Consider the following 25657-nt stretch of genomic DNA (forward strand, 5'->3'; position numbering starts at 1 on the left):
CGGGTTAATCCCCTGTAGCTCAATTGGCAGAGCGTTCGGCTGTTAACCGAAGGGTTCCTGGTTCGAGTCCAGGCGGGGGAGCAGGACAGGGCACATTCTCAGACGGCCCTCGAACCGCCACTCGCGGCTTGTTCACTGGGAATGGCCGCGGACTGATCAATTACCGCAACGGCGCGGTCCAGTAACTCGGGGACCTGACGCCAACGCCGTCCCGACATGCGGAGGGCAGATCCGCGGGGCGGCGGAAACGCTATGGGAAAGTGATTGAACGACCGAATGCGGGGAACTGCTATTGCTAGTCAGCGCAGATCGCCGATGTTCAGCCCGAGCAAACCCTAATTGAAGACTCACCACGGAAAACTATTAGAATGTTGTCTAACAAGAATAGAAGCTCAGCAAACAAATTCATACAGAAACAAAAATTAATGGCTCCCGATTGCAATCCGAACCATAAATACATTCAGCAGTGCCCTGAATGCAACGAGATACACGAAACACGCAGGCAGAACGACGAGTACTGCATTCAATGCAAAGAGAATGAATTGACCGCGTAGACCGCTGACGGTCTGCCCGGTTGCGTCGCACAGCGACGGAGGGCCACCGGTTGGTGTTCGGCGAATTTGGCACTAGCTTTCGGCGGCATTCGGGTGTTGGCTTGCCCTGTGGCAAACAGCCACAACGGTTGAGGAGGCACCACCATGACCATCGTCTCGTTCGTAACAATCCACCCAAATCCGGGCGTCCAGTGGGACGAGGTGCAGAAGCAACTCAAGAAGACAATTGACCTAGCCCGCAAGCACGGCGCCGAGAACGTCACCGTGATGGCGACCATGGTCGGGGGTCCGGCGACCAACACCATCGCCCTGCTGTCCACCGCCGAGGACTGGGCGCGGTACGGCCAGATCCAGCAGGAGTTGATGGGCGATCCTGAGATGCAGGCCGCCTTGATCGAGGCTGGCCAGATCGCAACCTGGGAGACGTACGTCAGCCAGACGATCGAGGTGTAACGCGCACGTTGTGAGTAATCGAACCTCACATTTGATCGGACCGGCCCCGTTGGGGCCGGTCCGATTCGCTGGGATCTGACAAACTGTGATCGGCATAGCGTCCGCGCGATCTCGAATGTGCCGCGACCACAACATATTTCAGGAGGGCGCATGGGCTACCTAATGTCGAGTGTGAATCCTGGGCTTTGCGTGTGCGTTCAGGGCGGGAAAATCGCCTGAATCCCGCCACCACCTCACACTGAAAGCCCAGGATTCACACTGAAAGCCGAGGATTCACACTCGACGCCCTAAACCCGGGCTAGTCGTAGACCGGCCGCCACATCGCGTCGTGCACGGCCTGTCGAACATCGTCGTGCTCCCGGGTCGCCACTCCGTCTTCGACGGCGGCGCGGTAGACGGCCTCCGCGACCGCCGCCGAGATGGCACGCAGGTTCTGCACATCCGGCAACAGCGAATCGCCAGGGTTCGCCGGACTGGCTTGCCGCACAATGGCTTTCGCCGCCGCCTGCAACATGCCCGGGGTGAACAGCCGCGCTCGGGCGACGATGATCCCCAGGCCGATTCCGGGGAATACCAGCACGTTGTTGGCCTGGCCAATGGTGTAGGTGGTGCCGTCGTACTCGACTGGGGCGACCGGGGTGCCGGTCGTGATCAGTGCCCTGCCCTTGGACCACTGCAGCACATCGGCCGGCATGGCCTCCATGTGCGAGGTCGGGTTGGACAGCGGAAAGATCATCGGCCGTTCGCAGGACGCGGTCATCGCCTCGACGACCTCCTGGTTGAACGCGCCGAACACGGTCGACGAACCCAACAGAACGGTGGGTGACGCCAGCCTGATCGCGTCCACCAATCCCACCCGTGCCCCGGCGGCCACACCGAGCTGCTGGCGGTTCTTGGCGTAGGGCACCTGGAAAGCGCGCAAGTCGTCCATGTCGTCGAAGAGCAGGCCCTGCTTGTCGATCGGCCAGATCTGGGACCTGGCCTGTTCGTCGGTGGCGCCATCGGCAACCATCGCATCCCGGATCTGATCGGCGACACCGATGCCGGCGGTCCCGGCCCCGAAGACGATCGCTTTCTGGTCGCGCAGCGGAACGCCGGTGATGTGGCAGCCGCCGTACACGGCGGCCACGACCACCGCCCCGGTGCCCTGGACGTCGTCGTTGAACACGCAATAGTCGTCGCCGTAGGTCTGCAGGATCTTCCGGGCGTTGAGCGGTCCGAAGTCCTCGAAATGCAGGATGGCATGCGGAAACATCTCGTGGGCGGTCTCGATGTAGCGCCTGATGAACTCGTCGTACTCCTCGCCGCGGCGCCGCGCGTGCCGGTTGCCCAAATAGAACGGGTCTTGTAATAGCTGTTCGTTATCCGTGCCGACGTCGAGCGACACCGCGATGCAACGACGGGGATCGACGCCCCCGCCGGCGGTGTAGAGCGCCAATTTGCCGACGGCGATTTGGATTCCGCCCACACCCCAGTCACCGATACCCAAAATGGCTTCGGCGTCGGTACAGACGATCAGGTCGACATCGTCGGGTTGCAATCCGAAAGTCTCGAAGGCCTCGCCGATCTCGTCGGGCTCGTCGATGGTCAGAAAAAGCCCGCGCTGCCCACGATATTCGTCGGAGAATCGTTGAATGGCCTCGCCGACGGTGGGCGTGTAGACCACCGGCATCAGCTCGGTCAGATGGTCTTCGAGCACCTTGTAGTACAGCAGTTCGTGACGGTAGTGCAGCTGCTCGAGGAGCAGATTGCGCCCCAGATCAGTTGCGAGGCTTTGCAATTGACGCCACACGCGATCGGCTTGTTGATCGAGCGTGAGCACGGCCGATGGAAGCCGCCCGGTGAGGCCCAAGCGTCGCCGCTGCTCGTGGGTGAAGCCCACCCCGCGATTGAGGCTCGGCGCGGCCAACGCTGGCGGGATGCGCGGCGTGCAGGGATCGCTCATCACAACCTCCAGGCCTGGTGTCAGATGGAGAAGTCCTCGCCGTGCCACACCCCGGCCTCGGGTGGCCGGATCACTCGGCCGTTCTGCGGGCCCTCGCCTGAAGCCTCCAGTTTGGCCACCCTGGTGAGCAGGGATTGCAGGCTGACGCCGACGAGGTCGGGCATCATCGAGTCGTCCGGCGTGCCCCGGCCGGCGCGGCTGATGACCTGCCCGGGGACCCCGACGACCACCGAACTCGACGGCACCGGCTTGACCACCACGGCGTTGGCCCCGATCCGGCTGTCGTCGCCGATTTTGATCGCGCCGAGGATCTTGGCGCCCGCGCCGATGGTCACGCGGTCGCCGACGGTGGGATGACGTTTCCCGGTATCCGCCCCGCTGCCGCCGAGGGTGACGCCGTGGTACATGTGGACGTCCTCGCCCACCTCTGCGGTTTCCCCGATCACCACGCCGGTCGCGTGGTCGATGAACAGGCCGGGGCCGAGGGTCGCGGCGGGGTGGATGTCGACTCCGGTGAAAATGCGGGTGAGCTCGGCGAACGTCCGCGCGGCCAATCTCGCGCCGCGGTTCCACAGCCAGTGGCTGATCCGGTGACCCCAGATCGCGTGCACGCCCGGGTAGGCGAAAACGACCTGCAGCGTCGTGGGCCGGGCGGGATCGCGCTCCTTTGCCGCCCGTATATCTCGCCGCATCGCTGCGAACATGGCTAGTCCGCCACGTCGGCGAACAGGGGCGTGCTCAGGTAGCGCTCGCCGAAGTCGGGGAGCACGACGACGACCAGCTTGCCGGCGTTCTCGGGCCGGCGCGCCACCTGCAGGGCCGCTACGGCGGCCGCCCCCGAGGAGATGCCGACCAGCAGTCCCTCTTCGGCGGCCAGCCGCCGGGCCAGGTTCAGCGAGTCATCGTTGCCGACCGTGATGACCTCGTCGACCAGATCCATATCGAGGACCGCCGGGACGAATCCGGCGCCGATGCCCTGGATCGGGTGGGGTCCCTTCTGTCCGCCGGACAGCACCGGCGACGCGGCCGGTTCGACGGCGACGAATTGCGCCGACGGCTTGCGTTCCTTGATGACCTGGGCGACGCCGGTGATGGTCCCGCCGGTGCCGATCCCGGCCACGAAGATGTCGACCTTGCCGTCGGTGTCGCGCCATACCTCCTCGGCGGTTGTCGCGCGGTGTATCGCCGGGTTGGCCAGGTTCTCGAACTGCTGGGGCACGAAATAGCGCTGGTCGGTCTTGGCCAGCTCCTCGGCCTTGGCGATGGCGCCCGGCATGCCATCCGGCCCGGGGGTCAGGACGAGTTCGGCGCCGTAGGCGCGCAGCAGCATCCGCCGCTCGATGCTCATCGTCTCGGGCATGGTCAGTACGCATCGGTATCCGCGGGCAGCGCACACCATTGCCAGCGCGATGCCGGTGTTACCGCTCGTCGGCTCGAGGATGATCGTGTCGGGCTTGATCAGGCCGGCCTCTTCGGCCGCGTCCAGCATGGCAACGCCGATTCGGTCCTTCACACTGTTTGCCGGGTTGAAGGATTCCAGCTTGGCGACGACGTCGGCGACGGCGCCCTCGGTGACCCGGCGCAGCCGCACCAGCGGCGTGTTTCCGATCAGCTGTGTGACATCCTCGGCGATGCTCATGAAACTTCTTCCTTAGGCGACGGTGGTGCGGGACTGATCGGATCTGCCAGTTGACGGTGCGCCCGGTGCCGGACGTAGTCCTTCAGTGACGCCGAGCGTCAATGGGATTGGCACCTGAAATCGTCCTATGAGTTCGGATTCGGCGGTTGCTTCGGTTGTTTTGGGTTCGTCGATGTCCCGAAAGACTTTGCTCACCCACTGAGTAGGCAATTGTAGAGGTCGCGCGATTGGGTCTGGATTCCGGCTGCCGGCGGCCGGGCCGGCACCGCCTGCATCCCTTCGTGGGCGGCGCAATTGCGTTCACCCTGAATCGAACACTTGCTTTCGGGCTGACTTCTCCGAACTGTGAGCTTTGACAGCGACTGCCGAACGGTCGGCGGTCGCAGATGCGCGAGTAGGTTCCGACATGGCGGAAAGAAATCCGCACGGCCTTGCTGTGGTCGCCCGCGCCCCGCCCAGTCTCGCACCGGCCCCCATCTGAACGCGGCGGCGCACGTTCGCCGCATTGACCAGATTTCTTCTGATTGATTGCAACCCTCACGCCGGGCATCTCTTTGCCCGTAAGTTGCTGCAATGTTCTATGCGTGCAACAGACGACGCCGTCCGCATGTAAACAACGCTTACCCGTTACCGCGCAACTGATTACGAGCGGGTGAAACTTATTACGAAACTGGGGGACGGATGAACGCCACCGCCGTGGCACGGCCCATGAACGCGCTGGGTCAGTTCTTCGTGCTCAGTATCGAATCCCTGATTGCGGTGGTGCGTGGTCCCTGGGCGTGGCGTGAACTCCTCGAACAGATCTGGTTTGTCGCCCGGGTCTCGATCTTTCCGACGATCATGCTGTCGATCCCCTACACGGTGCTCATCGTATTCGTCCTGAACATCCTGCTCGTGGAGATTGGAGCCGGCGATCTTTCGGGTGCCGGCGCGGCGCTCGCGTCGGTAACTCAGGTTGGGCCGGTCGTCACCGCGATGGCCGTTGCCGGCGCGGGCTCGACGGCGATGTGCGCCGATCTGGGCGCGCGCACCATCCGCGAGGAAATCGACGCAATGAAGGTGATCGGCGTCAATCCTGTTCAGGCCCTGGTGGTTCCGCGCATCCTCGCCGCGACCTTCGTGGCGTTATTGCTGTACTCGGTGGTCGCGGTCACGGGCTTGACTGGCAGCTACATCTTCGTGGTCTTCGTTCAGCACGTCACGCCGGGCGCCTTCATCGCCGGCATGACACTGGTCACCGGGCTGCCGCAGGTGGTGATATCGCTCATCAAGGCGACGTTGTTCGGGTTGTCCGCCGGCCTAATCGCTTGCTACAAGGGCCTGTCGGCGGGCGGGGGCCCCTCTGGCGTAGGGAACGCGGTGAACGAGACCGTGGTGTTCTCGTTCATGGCGCTGTTCTTCATCAACATCGTGGTCACCGCGCTCGGGGTAAAGGTGACCGCGAAATGAGTGACGTCGCGGGCGAACCGACGTGGGTCGCCAACCTCGGGCCCCGGCTGGTCGCCGCCACCCGGAGGCTGGGTGAACAGACGGCGTTCTATGGCCAATCCTTAGCCTCCACCGGTGACGCGGTACGGCGTTACCCGGGGGAGCTGCTGCGGCTGATCGCCGACATGGGTATGGGCACAGGCGCTCTCGCGGTGATCGGCGGCACCGTCGGCATCATCGGCTTCCTCACGCTGACCACCGGCGCCCTCGTCGCCGTACAGGGCTACGACACCCTGTCCAACATCGGAGTCGAGGCGCTGACCGGATTCCTGTCGGCGTTCTTCAACGTCCGGATGATCGCACCGTGCACGGCCGGGGTGGCGCTGGCCGCCACCATCGGCGCCGGCACCACAGCGCAGCTGGGCGCGATGCGCATCAACGAGGAGATCGATGCGCTCGAAGTGATGGGGATCCGCTCGATCACCTATCTGGCGTCCACCCGGATCATCGCCGGCATCCTCGTCGTCATCCCCCTGTACGCGGTTGCGGTGCTGATGTCGTTCTTCGCGGCCAAGTTCGGCACGATTTACATCTACGGCCAATCGCGCGGCGTGTACGAGCACTACTTCTCCACGTTCCTGCGTCCCACCGACCTGTTTTGGTCGTTTTTGGCGGCGCTGACCATGGCGGCGGGCGTGATGGTTGTGCACACCTATTACGGCTTCACGGCGACGGGAGGCCCCGCCGGGGTGGGGGAGGCGGTCGGTCGGTCTGTGCGGTCGTCGATGATCGTCACCGCCTTTGTGTGCCTGATGATTTCGCTGTCCATCTACGGGCAATCCGGCAACTTCAACCTGTCGGGATGACGATGAGTACCGACCGCAGCAGGCATAGCAAGGGCAACCGCACCCGCCGGGGCAAGATCGACCCGATTTGGTGGGCGCCAACGTTGTTTCTTCTGGTGGCGGGTTTGATTGTGCTCACGGCCGCCTCGTTCTCGGGCACGTTCCGCCCATCCATCCCGCTCACGCTGGAGTCGGACCGGGCGGGACTTGTCATGGAGCCCGGGGCGAAGGTGAAGCTGCGCGGTGTACAGGTCGGCCAGGTCGCATCGATCGGCACCGACGTGAAAGCGGCTCAGCTGCGTCTGAAAATGGACCCCGGCCCCTTCAAATACCTGCCGAGCAACATCGAGGCGGAAATCAAATCGACCACGGCGTTCGGGTCGAAGTATGTCGATCTGATCGTGCCCGAGCACCCCAGCGCTGCGGCGCTGCAGCCCGGCGCGGTGCTGCACTCACGCAATGTCACCGTGGAAGTCAACACGGTGTTCGAAAACCTGCAGTCCGTGGTCCAGGCGCTTGACCCGGCGAAACTCAACGCGATCTTGTCGGCCTTTGCGCAGTCGGTGCGCGGCAAGGGCGACCGGATCGGGCAGGCGATCACCGACGCGAACAACCTGCTGCTCGCCGTCAACCCCAGGATGGGAACGATCCAGCGGGACTGGCGGCTGTTCGGCAAGACGTCGACCGCCTATTCCGATGCGGCACAGGATATCCTGTCAATCCTCGACTCGGCGTCGACCTCGAGCACCACCCTTACCGAAAACCAGCGGTCGCTGGACACGCTGCTGTTGTCGGCGGTGGGCTTCAGTCAGGCCGGCATCAATGTGCTCGGCAACAACGAATCCAACATTGTGCGTTCGGTCAACCTGCTCGACCCGACCACGGCGCTGCTCAACAAATATTCGCCGACCTACACCTGCTTGTTCCAGGGCGCACAATGGTACGTCGACCACGGCGGCCGAGACGCGTTGGGCGGCAATGGCTATTCGGTAATCCTGGACGCGGCCCTGCTTTTCGGTGACGACCCGTACCGATACCCGAAGCATCTACCGAAGGTCAACGCGACGGGCGGTCCCGGGGGCAGGCCGAGCTGCGGTTCGCTGCCCGATCCGAGTGCGAACTTCCCGGTGCGAGCGCTGGTCACCGACACCGGCTGGGGCGCCGCGCCGAACGAGATCCGCACTAACGTGGCCGCCGGTAATCCATGGTGGGCCAACTACTTCCCGACCACCAAGAACCCGCCCGAGGCGCCGCGCTACTTCTGGCGAGGGGGACAGCCGCCGCCATGAGAAGACGAAAGATGTCCGCCGTGATCGCCCGGGTGGCGCTGTTCACGGTGATCTGCCTGGTATTCACCTTCGCGCTGATCGCGGTGTTCGGGCAGTTGCGTTTCGAGGACCGCACCGGCTATCAAGCGGTCTTCACCAACATCTCCGGCCTGAAGTCCGGCAATTTCGTCCGCATCGCCGGGGTCGAAGTCGGCAAGGTCGGCGACCTCACACTGCATCACGACGGCACGGTGACCGTCGGCTTCGCGGTCGACAGAGGAGTGCGGCTCACGGAGGGCACCAAAGCCGTTGTGCGGTACGAAAACCTGATCGGCGACCGGTATCTCGCCCTCGAAGAGGGTGCCGGCCCGCCACGCCGGTTGGCACCGGGCGCGACGATTCCGTTGGCGCGAACGTCGCCGGCACTGGACATCGATGCGCTGATCGGCGGCTTCCGGCCGTTGTTCCGCGCGCTGGATCCCGATCAGGTGAACGCGCTGTCCGGTGAGCTGCTGCGCATATTCCAGGGTCAGGGCGGCACCCTCGCGTCGGTGCTGGCGCAGACCTCGATGCTGACCTCGACGCTGTCCGGGCGCAGCGAACTGATCGGCGAGCTGATCACCAACTTGAACACCGTGCTGCACACCTTCGCCACGCGCGACCACGAGTTCTCCGACGGCCTGGACAAGTTGTCGGCGCTCGTTGACGGCCTGGCGCAGCGCAAGACCGACATCTCCACCGGTCTGGCGTACATCAACGCGGCCGCCGGATCGGTCGCCGACCTGCTGGTGCAATCGCGCCAACCGATCAAGGACGTGGTGCGCGAGACCGACCGGATGTCCAACCAGATCCTCTCCGACCGCGAGTATTTCGACAACCTGCTGAAGGAGCTGCCTGACATCTATCAGGTCCTGGCCCGCCAGGGCCTCAACGGCGACTACTTCGGCTTCTACTTCTGCGAAGTGTTGCTCAAGCTCAACGGCAAAGGCGGCAACCCGATCTTCGTCAAACTGATCGGCCAGCCGAGCGGGCGGTGCACGCCGCGATGAAGCGAATCAACATCAAACCGCTCAGCGAGCGCAACCCTGTCCTGGTCGGCCTTGTCGGCACGGTGATCGTGACGTGCGTGGTGATCGCCGCGTTCGAATACAACAAGTTGCCCTTCATCAAGAACACGAATGACTACTCGGCCTACTTCTCCGAGGCCGGCGGCATCAAAACCGGTAGCACGGTTCGGGTTTCGGGAATGGGGGTCGGGAGGGTCTCGGAGATCCGCCTGGACGGCACCAAGGTCCGGGTCGGCTTCACCGTCCGCAAGGACATTCAGCTCGGCGACCGCACGGAAGCGGCGATCAAGACCGAGACCATTCTGGGCAGCAAGATGCTCGAGCTCACGTCGCGCGGCAACGGGAGCCTGACGGGACCCATCCCGCTGGAACGCACCCGCTCGCCGTACGACCTTCCCGACGCGCTGGGCGACCTGACGACCACCATCAGCGGCCTGGACACCGCCCAATTATCGTCCGCGCTAACGACATTGGCGAACACCTTCAAGGAAACGCCGCCGGATCTCAAACCCGCGCTGCAGGGGGTGGCCCGGTTCTCGGAGACCCTCAATAGCCGCGACGCGCAGCTGCGCAGCCTGCTAGGGAATGCCAACAAGGTATCGGCGGTACTGGGCAAGCGCAGCCAACAGATCGCCTCCCTGGTCGCCAACTCCAACGCCCTGCTGGCGGCGCTACTTGACGAACGGGATTCACTCGACGCCTTGATGAACAACCTCACCGCGGTGTCACACCAGATCTCGGGGCTGGTCAACGACAACAGGACTCAACTCAAGCCCGCACTCGACAAGCTCAACGGGGTGCTCGAGGTCCTCGACAACCGCAAAGAAGACCTGCAACGCACCCTGCCCAAGTTCAAGCGGTACGCGATGTCGTTTGGCGAATGCCTGGGTTCCGGCCCATTTTTCAAGGCCTATGTGGCCAACCTGATTCCCGGCCAGCTCGGCGGCCCCGTCCTCGACGCCGACATGTACGACCGGCTTTTGGACCCGAACCAGAAGCTGCCGTCGGAGTCCGTCGACCCGCCGACCGGCACTCCGCCCGTGCCGCCGGAGAACGCGCCGGTCCCGTTGTGGTCCCAGCCGCCGTCACCCCCGCCGTCGACGCCGCCGGTCCGGATCGTCCCCCCGCCAGCCCACCAGCCCGACGGGCCGTGAACATGAACCGTCGCACCCTGCAGATCCTGGCCGCCGTCAGCCTTGCGGCCACGCTGACGATTTCTTCGGTGATCGTCGGCGTGAAGCTTTTGCGCACCGTCGAAAAGAACACGTACTCGGCGTATTTCGCCGAGACCAACGGCCTGTTCGTGGGCGACGAGATCCGCATCCTCGGCGTCGCCGTCGGTGTGGTGGACAAGATCGAGCCCCAGCCCACCAGCTCCAAGGTGACGTTCTCGGTCGACAAGCAGTATGCGGTCCCCGCCGACGCTCGCGCCGCGATCCTGTCGCCGTCCCTGGTGACCTCGCGGGCGATCCAACTCGTCCCGGCGTACTCCGGCGGGCCCAAACTGAGCCCCGGCGCGTCGATCCCGCTCAACCGCACAGCGGTACCGGTCGAATGGGACGACTTCCGCAAGCAACTGGAAAAACTGACCGACGCGCTGCAGCCGACGGCCCCGGGCGGCGTGAACTCGGTCGGCGAATTCATCAACTCCGCCGCCGACAACCTGCGCGGCGAGGGGGACACCGCCCGCAACACCGTACTCAAGCTCTCCGAAGCGATTTCGGCGCTCGGCGATCACGCCGACGACATCTTCAGCACCGTGCACAATCTGCAGCTGCTGGTGTCGGCGCTGTACTCCAGCAGCGACCTGCTGGCCTCTTTCAACCAGAACCTCGCCGGCGTGACGACGGTGCTGTCGAACACACCCAACGAGGTCGCCAACGCGGTGAAGGGACTCGACCAGGCCCTGGGCGATGTGCGCGACTTCCTCGCCGAAAACCGGGAAACAATGGGCGTCACGTTCGACCGGATGGGTTCCATCACCACCGCGCTGAACGACAGCCGCGGCGACATCAAGCAGATCCTGCACATCGCCCCAACGGTTTTCCAGAACTTCCTCAACATCTACCAGCCGGCGCAGAGCGCGATGACCGGCATCATCGCGCTGAACAACTTCGCCGACATCCCGCAGTGGATCTGCAGCTCGATCGAGGCGGCGTCACGCGCGCGGCTGACCCGGGTGTCAAAGCTGTGCATGCAGTACGTCGAGCCGGTCATCAAGAACCGTATCTACAACTACATCCCGGCGGGGCTCAACCCGTTCGTGGGAACGCAAGCCCGTCCCAACGAGATCACCTACAGCGAGGACTGGCTGCGGCCCGGCTACACGCCCCCCGCGGCCCCCCCGCCGCCCGCGCCGCCCGAGGCGCCCGCACCGCCCGACGCGCCCGCACCGCCCGACGCACCGCCCCCGCCCGAGGCGCCGCTTCCACCACCGAACGGCACGATCAGCTCGACGCAGGTGCTGCAGAACCTGATGCTTCCGACGGGGCCATCATGAGACGCGCGATAGCCACGGTGCTCGGAGCGATATGCGTTGCCGCGCTTGCGGGTTGCGGATGGCGAGGCTTGAACTCGTTCACCCTGCCCGGCACCGCCGGCGGTGGCCCGGGCTCCTACACGATCCAGGCGCAGATGCCGGATGTGGTCACCATTCAGGAGAACACCCGCGTCCGCGTCGACGACGTCAACGTCGGCAACGTCACCAAGATCGAGCTGCAGGACTGGCACGCGTTGGTCACCATGCGCATCAACGGCGACGTCCGACTGCCCGCCAATTCGACCGCCAAACTCGGGCAGACCAGCCTGCTCGGGTCGATGCATATCGAGCTCGCACCGCCCAAGGACGAGCCACCGGCAGGTCAGCTCACCAACGGATCGGTCATCCCGCTGGCACGCGCGAGCCTGTATCCGAGCACCGAACAGACGCTGGCCTCGGTGTCAATCCTGCTCAACGGCGGGGGAATTGCGCAGTTGCAGGAGATCAACCAGGCGATCGCCAAGGCGTTCGCCGGCCGGGAAAACGACATGCGCAGCCTGCTGGGCCAGTTGGACGAGTTCATCGCGCGCACCAACGATCAGACCGACGACATCATCGCCGCCGCCGAGAACCTGAACTCGCTGGCGGGTCAGGTGGCCGACAAGGATCCGGTCGTCGACAAGGCGTTGACGACGGTGCCCAAAGCCCTTGCGGTGCTGGCCGACGAGCGCACCAAGATCGCCGACGCGATCGATCAGCTGGGCAAGTTCAGCGCGCTGGCGGCCGACACCATCCACCAAAGCCGGGAATCCCTGGTGAACAACCTGCGCAATATCGCGCCGGTGCTGCGCTCGCTCGCCGACGCCGGCCCGGCGCTCACCAGGGGCCTGGACGGGTTGGCGGCCTACCCCTGGCCCGCGTCCACCGTGCGCAATTGGTTCCGCGGTGACTACGCGAATCTCACCCTGGTCGTCGATTTGACCTTGAGCCGCATCGACCAAGGGCTTTTCACCGGCTCACGATGGGAAGGCAATCTCACCCGACTCGAACTGCAGTGGGGACGCACGATCGGCATGCAGCCGAGCCCGGCCACCGCCGGAAACCCGCTGACCTATCCCTACCACAACGGGGGATACTGATGCTGCGCCTCAATCGCAGGACCTGGATCCAGTTGGCGGCCCTGTCGCTGGTGACGGTGTTGTCCTGTGGCGCAATGGCATTCAACTTCATGAAGTTGCCCGCGACGGTGTTCGGGATCGGGGAATACACCGTCACGGTCGACCTGCCGCAGTCGGGCGGGCTGTATGAGACGTCTGTTGTCACCTACCGGGGTACCGACGTGGGTCAGGTCAAGTCGGTCGACGTCACCGCCACCGGGGTGCGCGCGGTGCTCGCCATGCGATCCGGGGTCAAGGTGCCATCCGACGTCCAGGCGTCGGTGCACAGCCGCTCCGCGATCGGTGAGCAATACATCGAACTGACCCCGCAGCCCGGCAAGGATGGCGACCATTCCCGGTCGCTGCGTGCCGGCGACGTGATTCCAGCCGGCCGGGTCGACGTGCCCGTCGACATCGGTCACCTGCTGGACCTGACCAACCGTGCGCTGCAGGCGATTCCGCGCGACAATCTGCGCACCGTGATCGACGAGAGCAACCGCGCCGTCGCCGGGCTGGGGCCCGAGCTGTCGCGGATCGTCGACGGGTCGACCGCGCTGGCCATTGCGGGAGGCCGAACTGTCGACCCGCTCGCCACCCTGATCGACCAATCGCCGCCGGTGCTCAACTCTCAGGTCCAGACGTCGGGTGCCATCGCCAGGTGGGCCGATCGCACCGCCGCCATCATGGCGCAATTCAAGGCGCAGGACGCTGCGGTGCGAGATCTGCTGACACAGGGCAGTTCTGGGGTAGAGGAGGGTCGCGCGCTGCTCGACCGCGTTGCGCCGGCGATTCCGGTGTTGTTCGCCAACCTCGCGAGCCTCGGTGACATCGCGGTCGTCTACCGCCACGACATCGAACAACTCCTGGTGCTGTTGCCGCAGGGCATCGCGGCGATGGCGGCGATCGTCGTGCCGAGCTCCAACACCAAACAGGAGTACCGGGGCGCCCAGTTGGACTTCAATCTCAACATGAACCTGCCGCCGCCCTGCACCACCGGGTATCTGCCGCCGACCCAGCGCCGCTCACCGGCCAGCGTCGACGCCCCGGACCGTCCGGCGGCGGACCTGTATTGCCGCCTGCCGCAGGACTCGGAGCTCAATGTCCGTGGGGTACGGAACATTCCGTGTGAGGCCAAGCCATGGAAGCGCGCCCCGACGGTTGAACTCTGTGAGAGCGACGAGGAGTATGTGCCGCTCAACGATGGCTACAACTGGAAGGGCGACCCGAACGCCACGACGACGGGCCAGGGCGTACCGCAGTATCCGCCGGGCCAGGACCCGCGGTTGCCACCGCCGCGCGGCACCGCGCCGTCGGCCCCGCCACTTGCCGTCGCAACGTATGACCCGGCGACCGGCGACTACGTGGGCCCCGACGGACACCGCTACACCGAATCCGACCTGGCGCACCCGCGTGCCAAGAACTGGCAGTCGCTGCTGGTGCCGCCACCGTGAGAATGAAGGAGCAAGATGGCCGACGAACCTGAAACCACCGACGAAACACAATCCGAAGCGCGGCTTGCCCGTTGGCGACACCGGGTCACCGGGCGGCGGCTCTCGGGCGCCGCATCGGTGTTGGTGGCCAGCGCGGCAATCCTGGCGACGCTGACCGGATTGGCCGGCTGGCTCGGATACCGCGCCTACGAAAAGCATGAGGCCCAGGCCCAGCGCGATCTGTTCGTCCAGATCGCTCGCCAGGGCGCGGTGAACCTCACGTCGATCAACTACACCGAGGTCGACGCCGACGTACAGCGGATCCTCGATTTGGCCACCGGAGCGTTCCGCGACGACTTCGCGCAGCGCTCCAAGCCTTTTATCGAGGTCGTCAAGGCGGCGCAGTCGAAATCCGAAGGCACGGTTACCGATGCCGGGCTGGAATCCCAGCGAGGCGACTCGGCCCGAGTTCTGGTGGCCGTCGCGGTGAAGTCACGGACCGCCGGGGGCGAGGAGGCCCCGCGGGAATGGCGCATGCGAATCGAGGTCCAGGCGGTCGGCGACGGCGCCAAGGTGTCCAACGTGGTGTTCGTGCCATGACGACTCTGAGCGACAAGATCGAAGACACAGTCGACGCCGACGAACCAGAGATCGACGAGGTATCCGGTGAGGAGCCCGACGCCAGGCGTCCGATCGCGTGGACGCGAGTGCTCACCTACGGTGTGTTCCCCGGGCTGGCATTGCTGGTTGCGCTGGCGGCGGGCTACTTCAAGTGGGTGGACGGGTCGGCCGACGCCGTTGCGCTGGCCCGCACCGAATCGGCGCGGGTCGCAAGCGAAGACGCGGCCGCTCTGTTGTCGTACAAGGCTGACTCAGCCGACAAGGAGCTCGGGGCGGCGCGCGAACGGCTGACCGGCGAGTTCAAGGACGCTTACACCACGCTGACCCGGGAGGTCGTCATCCCGGGCGCGAAGGAAAAGCACATCTCGGCGACCGCCAAAGTGAGTGCGGCGGCGCCGGTTTCGGTGACCGCCAACCACGCCGTCGTCCTGCTGTTCGTCAACCAAACCGTGACCATCGGCAACGGCGCCCCCACCGACACCCAGCCCGTCATTCGGGTGACGCTGGAAAAGGTCGACGGGCGATGGCTGGTTTCCCATTTCGATCCGGTGTGATGAGGGCCCCATGATCGTGTGGAAGCGCGGTAGCGCGCGGGCGCTGCCGGTGGCCGTGATCATCTGGGGGATAGCGGGATTGGCGACGCCGGCCGCGCACGCCGATAACAAGCGCCTCAACAGCGCCGTCGTCTCCGGCGTCTACACGCTGCAGCACCAGGCCGGCTGCACGAACGATGTCGTCAGGAACAACGCGCTGACGTTGGCCGCTGAATGGCACACGGATGACATGCTCAACAACCGGAATATCAACGACGACATCGGATCCGACGGGTCGTCGCCGCAGGACCGCGCGAACGCCGCCGGCTTCCAGGGCAAGGCCGCCGAGACCGTGGCGATCAACCCGGCCATGTCGATCAGCAGCCTCGAGCTGATCAACCAGTGGTACTACAATCCCGATGCCATGGCGATCATCCGCGACTGCGCCAACACCGCCATCGGGGTGTGGTCGGAGAACAGTTTGGACCGCACCGTCGTGGTGGCGGTGTACGGGCAACCGGCGCCGCGTAACCGATGACACGCCCAGTCGGCATTTACGACGTGACGTAGTCCTTCGCCGCGTCAAGGTCCTCCACGGCCTCGCCGGTGACTTCGCAGACGCACACCTGCTCGCTGCCGGGCAACCAGCGTCGCAGCTGGGCGTGGCGCTTGCGCAGCAGGTGTTGCGCGTAGACCTTGTCGCATTGCGCCTGGGAAAACGCCATGTCCAGGTTGGTCGGCAGGCCCGCCCAGTCGACCTGGTCGCGGCTTACCGCGCCGTGCCGCAACCCGCACCGCAACGGGCAGGCGGGCTTCCCGGCGTCTCTAGCTGCCACATCCGAAATGCTGCGACGGGGATGTTTCAGCCGAATGCGCCGCATGTTTCGGCCGCATTACGGCTTTTGGCTAAGCTCGCGCTGTGCGTCGTCGGCTGATCGTGATGCTCCTGATCCTGGCGACGTCGGCTTGCGGCTCGAACGCTCCGACACCCCGCGCGACGCCGGCTCAGACCTGCAAGGAATCCGACGGGCCCACGGCCGACACGCTGCGAGAGGCCATCGCCTCGGTTCCGGTCATCGTCCCTGGCTCGACGTGGGTCGAGATCGCGCGCGGGCACACCCGTAAATGCCGCCTGTACTGGGTGCAGATCATCCCGACCATCGCCAGCGAAAACACGCCCCAGCAGTTGCTGTTCTTCGATCACAACACGCCGCTGGGTCCCGCTACGCCGAATCCGAAGCCGTACATCACCGTGCTGCCGCCGTCGGATGACACGATCACGGTCCAGTACCAGTGGCAGAAGGGGAACGACCAGCCGTGCTGTCCCACCGGAACGGGCACTGTGAAATTCCAGATAGGACCCGACGGTAAGCTACGCGCGCTCGGGAAGATCCCCAACGAATAGCGTTGCCCCCCAGGCCCGGCGCCTAGGAATCGGGCAGATTTTCGGGGTGCAGCATTTCGGCGTACCGCAGCGGCTCGGGGATGCCGAACCCGTCGACGAGCGTTTCGGCATGCGGGCGCAGCGCGCGGCAGCGATCGTTGATACCCCGGGTGACCGCCTTGGCTCGCCCGGTGGACAGATACCCGTGCTCGACATACCAGGCCTTGTCGTCCTCGATCACCGACAACGCGTAGAGGTCGCACACGAGCTCGAGCAGTTCGCGGGCGTCGTCGTCTTCGCACGCGTCGATCCCGGCGACGAAAGCTTCCAGCACCACCCGGTCGATGTGTGCGCTCGCCGCGTGCAGCACATGATCCTGTACGGCGTTGAACGCGTCGAACTCCGACATGTCTTTCGATTTGTCCCGCAGCCGGCGCGCGACCGAAGACAGCAAGTAGTCCTCGCGCTCCTCGAACATGTTGACCTGGGTGCCGCGGTTGAACAGGCTGCCCTCTTCCTCGCTGTCCTGCCGGGCGTCCACGATTCTTTGCATAATCGCCTCGGCCGCAGTGCGTTTCATCACCCGCTCACCGACGGTGTTGGCGGCGAAGCGCACCCACTCGACCGGGCTCATGCTGCGGATGTCGTCGGCGTAGGCCGTCAGCAGTTCCTTGGCCACCAGTTGGGTAAGCACATGGTTGTCGCCTTCGAACGTGGTGAACACGTCCGTGTCGCCGCGCAGCGCGATCAGCCGGTTCTCCGCCATGTAGCCGGCGCCGCCGCAGGCCTCGCGGGCCTCCTGAATGGCCTGCGACGCGTGCCAGGTGTTGGCCGCCTTCAGCCCTGCGGCGCGCGCCTCCAGTTCGCGCTGCTCGTCGGCGTCGGGGTCATCGGCGGTCTGGATGTCGTGGCACTTGCTGACGAGCTCGTTCTGCGCGAATTGCAGGGCGTATGACTTGGCGATCAACGGAAACAGCCGGCGCTGATGCACCAGATAATCCATGATCAGCACCTCGGTGTCCTCGTCTGGTGCACTGAATTGCCTGCGCTGCAACGCATATCGAGTGGCGATATCCAGCGCGACACGAGCCGCCGCGCCCGCACTCCCGCCCACCGTGATGCGGCCGCGTACCAGTGTGCCCAGCATGGTGAAGAACCGCCGGTTGGGGTTGTCGATCGGGGAGCTGTACGTGCCATCGGGGGCGACGTCGCCGTACTTGTTCAGCAGGTTCTCCCGCGGTACCCGGACGTGGTCGAACACGATGCGGCCGTTGTCGACACCGGGTAGGCCGCCCTTGTATTCGCAATCCGATGTGGTGACCCCGGGGAGGTCGTTGCCTTCGGCGTCGCGGATCGGGACCATCACGCAGTGGACGCCGTGGTTGACCGGCTTGCCGTCCTCGTTGGTGATCAGCTGCGCGAAAACCGCTGCCATGGTGGCGGTTTGGGCGGCGCCGCCGATGTAGTCCTTGCGGGCCGTCGGGCTCGGGGAGTCGATGACGAACTCTTCGGTCTCAGGGTCGTAGGTGGCGGTGGTCTCCAGCGCCTGCACGTCGCTGCCGTGTCCGGTCTCGGTCATCGCGAAGCAGCCGCGCAGCTCGAGGCTGATGATCTGTTTGACGTAGGCGTCGTGGTGGCGCTCGGTGCCCAGGTTTTCCACGGCGCTGCCGAACAGCCCCCACTGCACCCCGGCCTTGACCATCAGCGACAGATCCGACATCGCGAGCATCTCGATCATCGTGATGGCCGCACCGATGTCGCCCGTCCCGCCGTGCTCTTTGCGGAAGTTGTCGGCGGCGACACCGAACGCGGCCATGATCCTCATCTGCTCGGCAACCTTGGTGCGCGCGATCACCGTGTTCGGCGTGTAGTGCGGGCGGAACAGCTCCTCGGTCAGCGTCCCGCGCATGCGGTTCTTCACGTCACGCCAACGTCCGTCCAACGTGTTGCGCAGATGTTCGGCAGTGCTACTCGTCTCTGGCGCCATAGTGCGACGGTAACCCGCTGCTCGGGCCTTCGAAACAAGTCGGGAGACGCGGGGCTGCCTAGCGGTGCGTCGGGGCCCACCGTTTAGATGGCGTCATGGCCCAGCCGGATACCCCATCACAGCAACCCGACCCCGTGTACGACGTCGGGCACACCCATCCCGACATCAGCGGAGGCTGGTTACGCGCGGCCACCTTTGGCGCGATGGACGGCCTGGTCAGCAACACCGGCCTGATCGCCGGCGTGGCCGCGGGCGAAGGCGCCCATGCCGTCACCGTCGCCGGGGTCGCCGGGTTGCTTGCCGGGGCGTTCTCCATGGCACTGGGCGAGTACACGTCGGTGACGACGGCCAACGAGCAGATCGAATCCGAGGTCCACGTCGAACGCCGCGCCCTGCGCACCCGCCCGGAAGCCGAACGGGCCGAGCTGATCGGCATGCTCGTCGATCTCGGCCTGTCCGAGAAAACCGCACAGCTCGCCACCGACGAGATCCATCGCGACGAGAACCGCGCGGTCAACGTCCACCTGGTGCGGGAAACCGGCATCAATCCGGACGAGAAGCCGTCGGCGTGGGTAGCCGCGAGTTCCTCGTTCGTCATGTTCGCCGTCGGCGCGCTAATTCCCCTGATCCCTTACCTTCTCGGGTACGGGACGCTGGCGACGGGGATGGCGTGCGGCGCGGCAGGGCTGCTCGTCGCCGGCGGACTGACCGCCCGGTTCACCCGCAAGCCGGTGTGGTGGGCGGCGTCTCGGCAGCTACTCTTTGGCGCGGTCGCCGTCGCGGCGACGTACCTGCTCGGTTTGCTCGTGGCCGCGCTCTTATGACGCCCGCGCCCGATCGACCGGGTTGGGCGAGCGCAGCCGGTACAGGATGAACCCGATCCCGAGCATGCCGAAGCCGGTGAGCATGATCATGTCGAACGCCCACCAACCCGAATAGTGTGTCCACATCTGCGCGTTGGCGGCCAGCGCGTCGATCCGGCGCAGATCGGCGGTGGACGCCGAGGCGGCGAAGCCCCATTGGGCCGGGACAAACCATGAGATCTGCTGGAATCCCCACCTGCTCACCAGCTGCACCAGGCTGCCGTTGAACAGTACGGATGCCAGGAGCAGCGGTAGTAGCAGCGGCACGACCTCCCGCAGCGAATTGGCCAGCGCCGACAGCGCGAGCGCGACGATGGCGGACACGATCGCGGTCACGGCCACGCTCACGTAGAGCTCGATCGTGGCATTCTGCAGCGCGGCGGCGCCGTGCACGGGCGCGCCTTTGCCGACTACGACGATCGAGAACGTGATGGCCGTGAGGATGGCCGCGGCCACGCTGACGAAGATGAGCTTGCCGGCGACGTAGGCCGGCGTGGACAGCCCGACAGCCTGCTCGCGCCGAAAGACGCGGCGCTCGCCGACCACCTCGCGGATGCCTAACGCGGCGCCGATGAGGACCGCGGAGACGTTGAGCGCCGCCAGGATCTCGACGGCCTCATGCGGGTGGGGGCTGGCCGGATTCGGCTTGCTCAGGCCGGAATTGCCGGGAATCAGCAGTGTCAGCGCCGCCAGCACGAAGGGCAGTAAGACCAGGAAGACGGAGTAGACGCGGCTCGCGAGTAGGAGGCGAAGCTGGCGGCCGATCACCAACCGGATTTGCCGGCTCGCGCTGAGTTCGGCGGGCGGTGGCCATGGCGCGGCCGCCGCCGGCGGAGGGGCCGCCGGCTGTTGGGCACGGGCCGCGGCGGGATCGGCGCTTACCTGCCCGAGGATCGTCGACCAGTCGGTGCTGCCCGTCAAAGACTGGATCTGCAGCGGTGTGCCGGCGAAGGCCATGCTGCCGGTGGCCGTGAGCACCACGACCTGGTCGCACATGTTGAGCCCCGCCGGCGAGGTCGGCGAATTCATTGCCACCACCACGACACAACCGATGTCGGCCTGGCGGCGCAGCACCGCCATCACGTGACTTTCCTGACCCGCGTCCAGCCCGGCGCCCGGCTCGTCGACGACGAGGAGCGTCGGCCTGGTGGTGAGCTCCACCGCCAGCGCGGTGCACCGGCGCGCTTCGGGCGGCAGCTTGCTGATCCGGGTCGAGCGGTACGGCGTTAGCTCGAGTTCTTCGAGAATCTGATCCACCACGCGGCGGCGGTGTTCGGGCAAGGTGTCCGGCGGCAGCCGTAGTTTGGCCGCGTAGTGGACCGCTCGTTCGACGGTGAGCTGCCGATGAAGGCGGTCGTCGCGCGCGACTATTCCGATGCGGGTGCGCATCGACACGGGCTCGGCGTGCACGTCGTGGTCGTCTACGGTGATTCGGCCGGAGCTGAGTTTCCTTGTGCCCGCGAGCATTCCGAGCAGCGCGGAGTTGCGTGCGGCCGACGGCCCGATCACCGCGGTCAATGTGCCCGGTCGCGCGGTGAAAGAGACGTCCGTGAGCAACGCGCGCCCGTCGACGACCAGGCCCAAATGGTGTGCGGCCACGCCGACTGTGCGCGCGCCAGCCTGCATCGGCAGCCGAAACGTGGGGTCCGCCTGCTCGGTGCGAAAGGACGGAGCCGCGGCGCGCAGCTTTCGAGTTCTCATCCGCTCGATCAGGCCGGGGGCCCGTAGTTGTTCTGTCGCGCCGGCGGCAGCGGGTTCGGGCGGTGGCGGATGCTCGGCCGGCACCGGTGGCGGTGGCGCGGCCGGCGGAACTGGGTACGACGCCGCGGGCGGGTGCGCGGGCGCCGCGGCCGGCCCGACGGGCGGCACCGGCGGCGTGAACGGCCGAACCGGCGGCGGCGCCGGCTGAGACGGTCGCTCAACCTCGTGCGATTGGGTGGGTATCCGCATGGGTCCGGTGTCGCGCTGTGTCGGGGCGGGCGGCGGGTGGGCCGGGCCTTGATGCGGACCGGGCGGCCCGACCGGCGGTGCAATCTGCGGCGCGACCGGCGGTGTGATCTCAAAGACCAGCCGGGGACCGTGCTGCGGGTCACCGAGCGTGATCGCCTGCCCGTCGTGGATGTCGACCGCCGGCACCCGGAACCCGTTGCTGAAGATGCCGCTGCGGCTCTTGTCGATGGCCACCCAGTGCGTGCCGAGGAACCGCAGCAGAACCTCCGGGCGAGGCGCCTGGGGCGGCAGCCCCCCGAGTTGCTCCAGCGGAATGTCAGCCCCGGCGCCGTAGCCCACGACCACGTCGCGGCCCGGCGGGAAGGCATAGCGCATCGATCCGACCCATACGGTGAGCGGGGAGGCTGGCACGGCGGAAGCCTCGGGCCGCATCGAACGCCACCTTTCGTCGCCGGTCAGACCGGATTGATCCCGTCTTCAGACCAATCGGGGATTGATCAAGTGTCTACCCGCCGCCGCTCGGCGATCCACCGGGCGTCGATCAAGCCGATCACAGGGTGTGCCGACGCGGCGCGGCCGCCGCATTGTCGAGTAGTCGGCGCAACACGTCGACCGCTTCGGACAGCACCCGGCGATCGGACGGCTCGAGCAGGGCCAGTTGCGGTTCGATCGCGGCCGCGCGGTCGGCCCGCACGGCGTTGAGCGTGCGCATTCCCTCATTCGTGATGCGAATGCGGACCGCCCGGGCATCCCCGGGATCGACGGTTCGAGTGACCAGGCCGGCGTCCTCGAGCCGGCGCACCTGCGTGGTCATCGTGGGCTGCGAGCAGTGGTCGACGGCGGCCAGATCACCGATGCGGGCTTCTCCGTGGACTTCGATGGTGGCCAGCAGCCTGGCCTGCGCGGCGGGCAGCGGCATCTGGATGCGCTGGGTGGCCAGCCGATTGAGGCGCGCGACGACGGCGAGCAGGTCTGCTCCCAGGCCAGACTGGGGATCGGTGTTTGCGGCGTCAACGACATCGGTGTGGTTGGCGGCGGATGCATTCATACCTACATCGTTGCATAGCTTTGCTAAGCGAGCCGAACCGTGGACACCCCGAGATCCGTCTGTGTGCTGCGACGACTTGGCGCCGCGGCCTGGCAGAATCGTTGGGGTGACCGTTCCGAGATCTCCCCGGGTGGGCCGTCGGGGTGGGTCGCTGCGTCCGGTCGAATTGGCGCAAGCCTCGGTCATGGGCGCGCTGTGTGCGGTCATCGCAATCATTTCCGTCGTCATCCCGTTTGCGGCGGGATTGGCCTTGCTGGGCACCGTGCCCACCGGGCTGCTCGCCTACCGCTATCGGCTGCGGGTGTTGCTCGCGGCGACGGTTGCCGCCGGGATGATCGCCTTCCTGATCGCCGGGTTGGGCGGTTTGATGACGGTCATCCACTGTGCCTACATCGGCGGCCTGACCGGAGTCGTCAAGCGCAGGGGCCGGGGCACGCTGACGGTCGTCGTCTCCTCGCTGATCGCGGGGGTCGCCTTCGGCGTGATGTCCGTCGGCGCGCTGACCGTGATGACCCGCCTGCGGCACCTGATTTTCGACGTGATGACCTCGAACGTGCACGGGGTCGCGTCGTTCCTGGGCCGGGTGCATCTGCAGCGGCCCGCCGATGCGCTGATGCGGTATTTCACTTGGGCACTGGGCTACTGGCAGTGGTGGATGGTGGCCTACTACGGCCTGGGAATCATGGTCGTGTCGTTGATCGGCTGGTGGGCGCTGTCCCGTCTGCTGGAGCGGATGCGCGGCCTGCCTGATGTGCACAAATTGGAGGCGTGGGGTCACGGCGACACTGTCCCGGTCGGGCCGGTCCCCGTGCGGCTGGACCGCGTGCGCTTCCGTTACCCCGGCGCCGGCCAAGACGCGCTGCGCGAGATCAGCCTGGACCTGAAGGTCGGGGAACACGTGGCCATCACCGGGGCCAACGGCTCCGGGAAGACCACGTTGATGCTGATCCTGGCCGGCCGCCAACCGACGTCGGGCAGCGTGGAGCGACCCGGCGCGGTGGGTCTGGGTGAGCTGGGCGGTACGGCCCTCGTTCTGCAGCACCCCGAAAGCCAGGTCCTGGGCACGCGGGTGGCCGACGACGTGGTGTGGGGCTTGCCGCCGGGCACCGAAATCGACGTGAACCGGTTGCTCAGCGAGGTCGGCCTCGAGGCACTCGCCGAGCGCGACACCGGAAGCCTGTCAGGCGGCGAACTGCAGCGCCTCGCGCTCGCCGCGGCGCTGGCCCGGGAGCCGGCACTGCTCATCGCCGACGAAGTCACCACGATGGTGGACCAGCAGGGCCGCGACGCGTTGCTGGGTGTGCTCTCCGGGCTCACCACGCGGCACCGGACCGCGCTGGTGCACATCACGCATTACAACAACGAGGCCGATTCCGCGGACCGCAGGATCGATCTCAGCGATTCGCCGGACAACACCGGCATGGTTGAGACCTCGGCCGCCCCCACACCGGCAATCCCGGTGGATTACCGCCAGCCGCACGCGCCGGTCATCGAACTCATTGGCGTCGGCCACGAATACGGGAGCGGCACGCCTTGGGCCAAGACCGCGCTGCGCGACATCAACTTTGTGGTGGAGCAAGGCGATGGCGTGCTGATCCACGGCGGCAACGGCTCCGGTAAGTCGACGCTGGCGTGGATCATGGCCGGCCTGACCATTCCCACATCCGGCGCCTGCCTCATCGACGGCCGGCCCACCCATGAGCAGGTCGGCGCGGTGGCGTTGTCGTTCCAAGCGGCCAGGCTACAGTTGATGCGCAGCCGCGTAGACCTCGAAGTGGCTTCGGCAGCGGGCTTTTCGCACCTCGACCAAGATCGGGTCGCAACCGCTTTGGGCGTGGTCGGACTGGATCCCACACTGGCCAAGCGGGGCATCGACCAGCTCAGTGGTGGCCAGATGCGCCGCGTCGTGCTGGCCGGACTGTTGGCCTGCTCGCCACGCGCCTTGATCCTCGACGAGCCGCTGGCGGGTTTGGACGCCGCCAGCCAGCGTGGCCTGCTGCGCCTGCTGGAAGACCTGCGTCACGAGCGCGGCCTGACCGTGGTGGTGATTTCCCACGACTTCGCCGGGCTGGAGGAGCTGTGCCCGCGCACCCTGCATCTGCGCGAGGGCACCGTCGAACCGATGCCGACCGCGGCGGGAGGCATCGCGTGACGACGACTTCGACGACGGCAACGGCGGACGGCGCAACGCGTCGCCCCACTCGCCCGGTGGTGCTGCTGATCCCGGTGCCCGGACATTCGGCCATCCACGGCTTGTGGGCAGGGACCAAACTGCTTGTCGTTTTCGGTCTTTCGGTGCTGCTGACGTTCTACCCGGGCTGGGTGACGATCGGGATCGCGGCGGCCCTGGTGGTTGCGGCGCTTCGGATCGCACACATCCCACGCGGCGTGCTGCCGTCGATACCACGGTGGCTGTGGATCGCTCTCGCATTGGGCTTCGTCACGGCCGCCCTCTCCGGCGGTCGCCCCAAGATCTTGATCGCCGGGGTCGAGATCGCACTCGGCGGGGCGCTGAACTTCCTGCGGATCACCGCGCTGTCGATCGTGTTGCTCGGGCTGGGAGCACTGGTGTCCTGGACCACCAATGTCGCCGAAATCGGGCCGGCGTTGGCGACATTGGGCCGACCGCTGAAGATATTCCGAATCCCGGTCGACGAATGGGCGGTGGCATTGGCGCTCGCGCTGCGCGCGTTCCCGATGCTGATCGACGAATTCCAGATCCTCTACGCCGCCCGCCGGCTACGTCCGAAACGAATACCGAAGAGCCGCAAGGCTCGTCGCCGACGCCATGCCCTGGAGCTGATCGACCTGATGGCCGCCGCCATCACCGTGACCCTGCGGCGCGGTGACGAGATGGGCGACGCGATCACCGCGCGCGGCGGCACCGGTCAGCTCTCCGCCCGTCCGGTCCGGCCGAAGCTGGCCGACTGGGTGACGATCGCGATCACCATCGCGGCCAGCGGGGCGGCGGTGGCGCTCGAGACGATGATGCATTCGCCGTACTGA

Annotated in this window: 23 protein-coding genes and 1 tRNA gene; 17 read left to right on the forward strand and 7 right to left on the reverse strand. The window is 66.1% G+C overall.

The genetic code is table 11. The annotated features are described in order from the left end of the window. Positions 1-8: 8 nt before the first annotated feature. A tRNA-Asn gene (locus tag A5744_RS23010) sits at positions 9-81 on the forward strand. Between the two features lie 617 nt (positions 82-698). Then, complete coding sequence (locus tag A5744_RS23015) at positions 699-1007, forward strand: hypothetical protein (RefSeq protein ID WP_076064684.1); 309 nt, start codon at positions 699-701, stop codon at positions 1005-1007. A 298-nt stretch (positions 1008-1305) separates the two neighbouring features. On the opposite strand, the gene A5744_RS23020 is transcribed toward A5744_RS23015, so the two are convergent. Genes A5744_RS23020 through cysK form a run of 3 tightly spaced genes read right to left on the reverse strand, consistent with a single transcriptional unit; the run spans position 1306 to position 4591 of the window. Then, positions 1306-2952 carry an NAD-dependent malic enzyme gene (locus A5744_RS23020; protein WP_076064685.1) on the reverse strand — a complete coding sequence of 549 codons (1647 nt, stop codon included), beginning with the start codon at positions 2950-2952 and terminating at the stop codon, positions 1306-1308. Between the two features lie 20 nt (positions 2953-2972). Next, complete coding sequence (cysE, locus tag A5744_RS23025; RefSeq protein ID WP_076064686.1) at positions 2973-3656, reverse strand: serine O-acetyltransferase; 684 nt, start codon at positions 3654-3656, stop codon at positions 2973-2975. Positions 3657-3658: 2 nt separating this feature from the next. Next, positions 3659-4591 carry a cysteine synthase A gene (gene cysK, locus A5744_RS23030; RefSeq protein WP_076064687.1) on the reverse strand — a complete coding sequence of 311 codons (933 nt, stop codon included), beginning with the start codon at positions 4589-4591 and terminating at the stop codon, positions 3659-3661. Between the two features lie 681 nt (positions 4592-5272). On the opposite strand from cysK, the gene A5744_RS23035 reads away from it, so the two are divergent. The 11 genes from A5744_RS23035 to A5744_RS23085 are packed head-to-tail and all read left to right on the forward strand — an operon-like array spanning position 5273 to position 15957. Next, positions 5273-6040, forward strand: a complete 768-nt coding sequence (locus A5744_RS23035; RefSeq protein WP_076064688.1) for an ABC transporter permease — start codon at positions 5273-5275, stop codon at positions 6038-6040. Then, positions 6037-6885, forward strand: coding sequence for an ABC transporter permease (locus tag A5744_RS23040; RefSeq protein ID WP_076064689.1), 849 nt, complete (start codon positions 6037-6039; stop codon positions 6883-6885). Before A5744_RS23035 ends, A5744_RS23040 begins: the two co-directional genes overlap by 4 nt. A gap of 2 nt (positions 6886-6887) precedes the next feature. Further along, positions 6888-8153, forward strand: coding sequence for an MCE family protein (locus A5744_RS23045; RefSeq protein WP_139331474.1), 1266 nt, complete (start codon positions 6888-6890; stop codon positions 8151-8153). Next, positions 8150-9181, forward strand: coding sequence for an MCE family protein (locus tag A5744_RS23050; protein WP_076064691.1), 1032 nt, complete (start codon positions 8150-8152; stop codon positions 9179-9181). Before A5744_RS23045 ends, A5744_RS23050 begins: the two co-directional genes overlap by 4 nt. Further along, the gene (locus A5744_RS23055) at positions 9178-10353 is read left to right on the forward strand and encodes an MCE family protein (RefSeq protein WP_139331468.1); all 1176 of its coding nucleotides are present in this window, start codon (positions 9178-9180) and stop codon (positions 10351-10353) included. The genes A5744_RS23050 and A5744_RS23055 overlap by 4 nt, the downstream gene beginning before the upstream one ends. After that, positions 10350-11699 carry an MCE family protein gene (locus A5744_RS23060; protein ID WP_076064692.1) on the forward strand — a complete coding sequence of 450 codons (1350 nt, stop codon included), beginning with the start codon at positions 10350-10352 and terminating at the stop codon, positions 11697-11699. The genes A5744_RS23055 and A5744_RS23060 overlap by 4 nt, the downstream gene beginning before the upstream one ends. After that, positions 11696-12817: a virulence factor Mce family protein gene (locus A5744_RS23065; RefSeq protein WP_076064693.1), complete on the forward strand. Its 1122-nt coding sequence runs from the start codon at positions 11696-11698 to the stop codon at positions 12815-12817. The genes A5744_RS23060 and A5744_RS23065 overlap by 4 nt, the downstream gene beginning before the upstream one ends. Then, positions 12817-14286: an MlaD family protein gene (locus A5744_RS23070; protein ID WP_076064694.1), complete on the forward strand. Its 1470-nt coding sequence runs from the start codon at positions 12817-12819 to the stop codon at positions 14284-14286. Before A5744_RS23065 ends, A5744_RS23070 begins: the two co-directional genes overlap by 1 nt. A 15-nt stretch (positions 14287-14301) precedes the next feature. Further along, positions 14302-14865: an Mce protein gene (locus A5744_RS23075; RefSeq protein WP_076064695.1), complete on the forward strand. Its 564-nt coding sequence runs from the start codon at positions 14302-14304 to the stop codon at positions 14863-14865. Beyond that, positions 14862-15440: a hypothetical protein gene (locus A5744_RS23080; protein ID WP_076064696.1), complete on the forward strand. Its 579-nt coding sequence runs from the start codon at positions 14862-14864 to the stop codon at positions 15438-15440. Before A5744_RS23075 ends, A5744_RS23080 begins: the two co-directional genes overlap by 4 nt. 10 nt (positions 15441-15450) lie before the next feature. Then, on the forward strand, positions 15451-15957 hold the full coding sequence (locus tag A5744_RS23085; RefSeq protein WP_076064697.1) for a CAP domain-containing protein: 507 nt from the start codon (positions 15451-15453) through the stop codon (positions 15955-15957). Between the two features lie 16 nt (positions 15958-15973). Here A5744_RS23085 and A5744_RS23090 read toward each other — a convergent pair whose 3' ends face one another. Further along, entirely contained in the window at positions 15974-16255 is a 282-nt protein-coding gene (locus A5744_RS23090) for a hypothetical protein (protein ID WP_076064698.1), read from the reverse strand. A 104-nt stretch (positions 16256-16359) separates the two neighbouring features. Between A5744_RS23090 and A5744_RS23095 the strand changes: the two genes are divergently transcribed. Beyond that, positions 16360-16824, forward strand: a complete 465-nt coding sequence (locus tag A5744_RS23095; protein ID WP_139329600.1) for an LppP/LprE family lipoprotein — start codon at positions 16360-16362, stop codon at positions 16822-16824. Between the two features lie 22 nt (positions 16825-16846). On the opposite strand, the gene A5744_RS23100 is transcribed toward A5744_RS23095, so the two are convergent. Continuing rightward, positions 16847-18790 (reverse strand): acyl-CoA dehydrogenase, encoded by a 1944-nt coding sequence (locus A5744_RS23100; RefSeq protein ID WP_076064699.1) that lies wholly within the window; start codon positions 18788-18790, stop codon positions 16847-16849. A gap of 95 nt (positions 18791-18885) precedes the next feature. Between A5744_RS23100 and A5744_RS23105 the strand changes: the two genes are divergently transcribed. After that, the gene (locus A5744_RS23105; protein ID WP_076064700.1) at positions 18886-19614 is read left to right on the forward strand and encodes a VIT1/CCC1 transporter family protein; all 729 of its coding nucleotides are present in this window, start codon (positions 18886-18888) and stop codon (positions 19612-19614) included. Here A5744_RS23105 and A5744_RS23110 read toward each other — a convergent pair. Next, positions 19609-22035, reverse strand: a complete 2427-nt coding sequence (locus tag A5744_RS23110; protein ID WP_076064701.1) for an ATP-binding cassette domain-containing protein — start codon at positions 22033-22035, stop codon at positions 19609-19611. The two genes, A5744_RS23105 and A5744_RS23110, sit on opposite strands and share 6 nt — an antisense overlap. Before the next feature lie 118 nt (positions 22036-22153). Beyond that, positions 22154-22651 carry a MarR family transcriptional regulator gene (locus tag A5744_RS23115; protein ID WP_076064702.1) on the reverse strand — a complete coding sequence of 166 codons (498 nt, stop codon included), beginning with the start codon at positions 22649-22651 and terminating at the stop codon, positions 22154-22156. Between the two features lie 106 nt (positions 22652-22757). Between A5744_RS23115 and A5744_RS23120 the strand changes: the two genes are divergently transcribed. Further along, positions 22758-24803, forward strand: coding sequence for an ABC transporter ATP-binding protein (locus A5744_RS23120; RefSeq protein WP_083662925.1), 2046 nt, complete (start codon positions 22758-22760; stop codon positions 24801-24803). Further along, entirely contained in the window at positions 24800-25657 is an 858-nt protein-coding gene (locus A5744_RS23125) for an energy-coupling factor transporter transmembrane protein EcfT (protein ID WP_076064703.1), read from the forward strand. Before A5744_RS23120 ends, A5744_RS23125 begins: the two co-directional genes overlap by 4 nt.

This window comes from Mycobacterium sp. IS-1264 (assembly GCF_001954195.1).
Lineage (GTDB): Bacteria > Actinomycetota > Actinomycetes > Mycobacteriales > Mycobacteriaceae > Mycobacterium.

Bases quoted from the DNA above. Each gene is read 5' to 3' on its own strand.
- cysE (WP_076064686.1), bottom strand. From the start codon at position 3,656: ATGTTCGCAGCGATGCGGCGAGATATACGGGCGGCAAAGGAGCGCGAT.
- A5744_RS23085 (WP_076064697.1), top strand. From the start codon at position 15,451: ATGATCGTGTGGAAGCGCGGTAGCGCGCGGGCGCTGCCGGTGGCCGTG.
- cysK (WP_076064687.1), bottom strand. From the start codon at position 4,591: ATGAGCATCGCCGAGGATGTCACACAGCTGATCGGAAACACGCCGCTG.
- A5744_RS23015 (WP_076064684.1), top strand. From the start codon at position 699: ATGACCATCGTCTCGTTCGTAACAATCCACCCAAATCCGGGCGTCCAG.
- A5744_RS23020 (WP_076064685.1), bottom strand. From the start codon at position 2,952: ATGAGCGATCCCTGCACGCCGCGCATCCCGCCAGCGTTGGCCGCGCCG.
- A5744_RS23045 (WP_139331474.1), top strand. From the start codon at position 6,888: ATGAGTACCGACCGCAGCAGGCATAGCAAGGGCAACCGCACCCGCCGG.
- A5744_RS23055 (WP_139331468.1), top strand. From the start codon at position 9,178: ATGAAGCGAATCAACATCAAACCGCTCAGCGAGCGCAACCCTGTCCTG.
- A5744_RS23075 (WP_076064695.1), top strand. From the start codon at position 14,302: ATGGCCGACGAACCTGAAACCACCGACGAAACACAATCCGAAGCGCGG.
- A5744_RS23065 (WP_076064693.1), top strand. From the start codon at position 11,696: ATGAGACGCGCGATAGCCACGGTGCTCGGAGCGATATGCGTTGCCGCG.
- A5744_RS23105 (WP_076064700.1), top strand. From the start codon at position 18,886: ATGGCCCAGCCGGATACCCCATCACAGCAACCCGACCCCGTGTACGAC.
- A5744_RS23070 (WP_076064694.1), top strand. From the start codon at position 12,817: ATGCTGCGCCTCAATCGCAGGACCTGGATCCAGTTGGCGGCCCTGTCG.
- A5744_RS23115 (WP_076064702.1), bottom strand. From the start codon at position 22,651: ATGAATGCATCCGCCGCCAACCACACCGATGTCGTTGACGCCGCAAAC.
- A5744_RS23110 (WP_076064701.1), bottom strand. From the start codon at position 22,035: ATGCGGCCCGAGGCTTCCGCCGTGCCAGCCTCCCCGCTCACCGTATGG.
- A5744_RS23035 (WP_076064688.1), top strand. From the start codon at position 5,273: ATGAACGCCACCGCCGTGGCACGGCCCATGAACGCGCTGGGTCAGTTC.
- A5744_RS23080 (WP_076064696.1), top strand. From the start codon at position 14,862: ATGACGACTCTGAGCGACAAGATCGAAGACACAGTCGACGCCGACGAA.
- A5744_RS23095 (WP_139329600.1), top strand. From the start codon at position 16,360: ATGCTCCTGATCCTGGCGACGTCGGCTTGCGGCTCGAACGCTCCGACA.
- A5744_RS23100 (WP_076064699.1), bottom strand. From the start codon at position 18,790: ATGGCGCCAGAGACGAGTAGCACTGCCGAACATCTGCGCAACACGTTG.
- A5744_RS23050 (WP_076064691.1), top strand. From the start codon at position 8,150: ATGAGAAGACGAAAGATGTCCGCCGTGATCGCCCGGGTGGCGCTGTTC.
- A5744_RS23040 (WP_076064689.1), top strand. From the start codon at position 6,037: ATGAGTGACGTCGCGGGCGAACCGACGTGGGTCGCCAACCTCGGGCCC.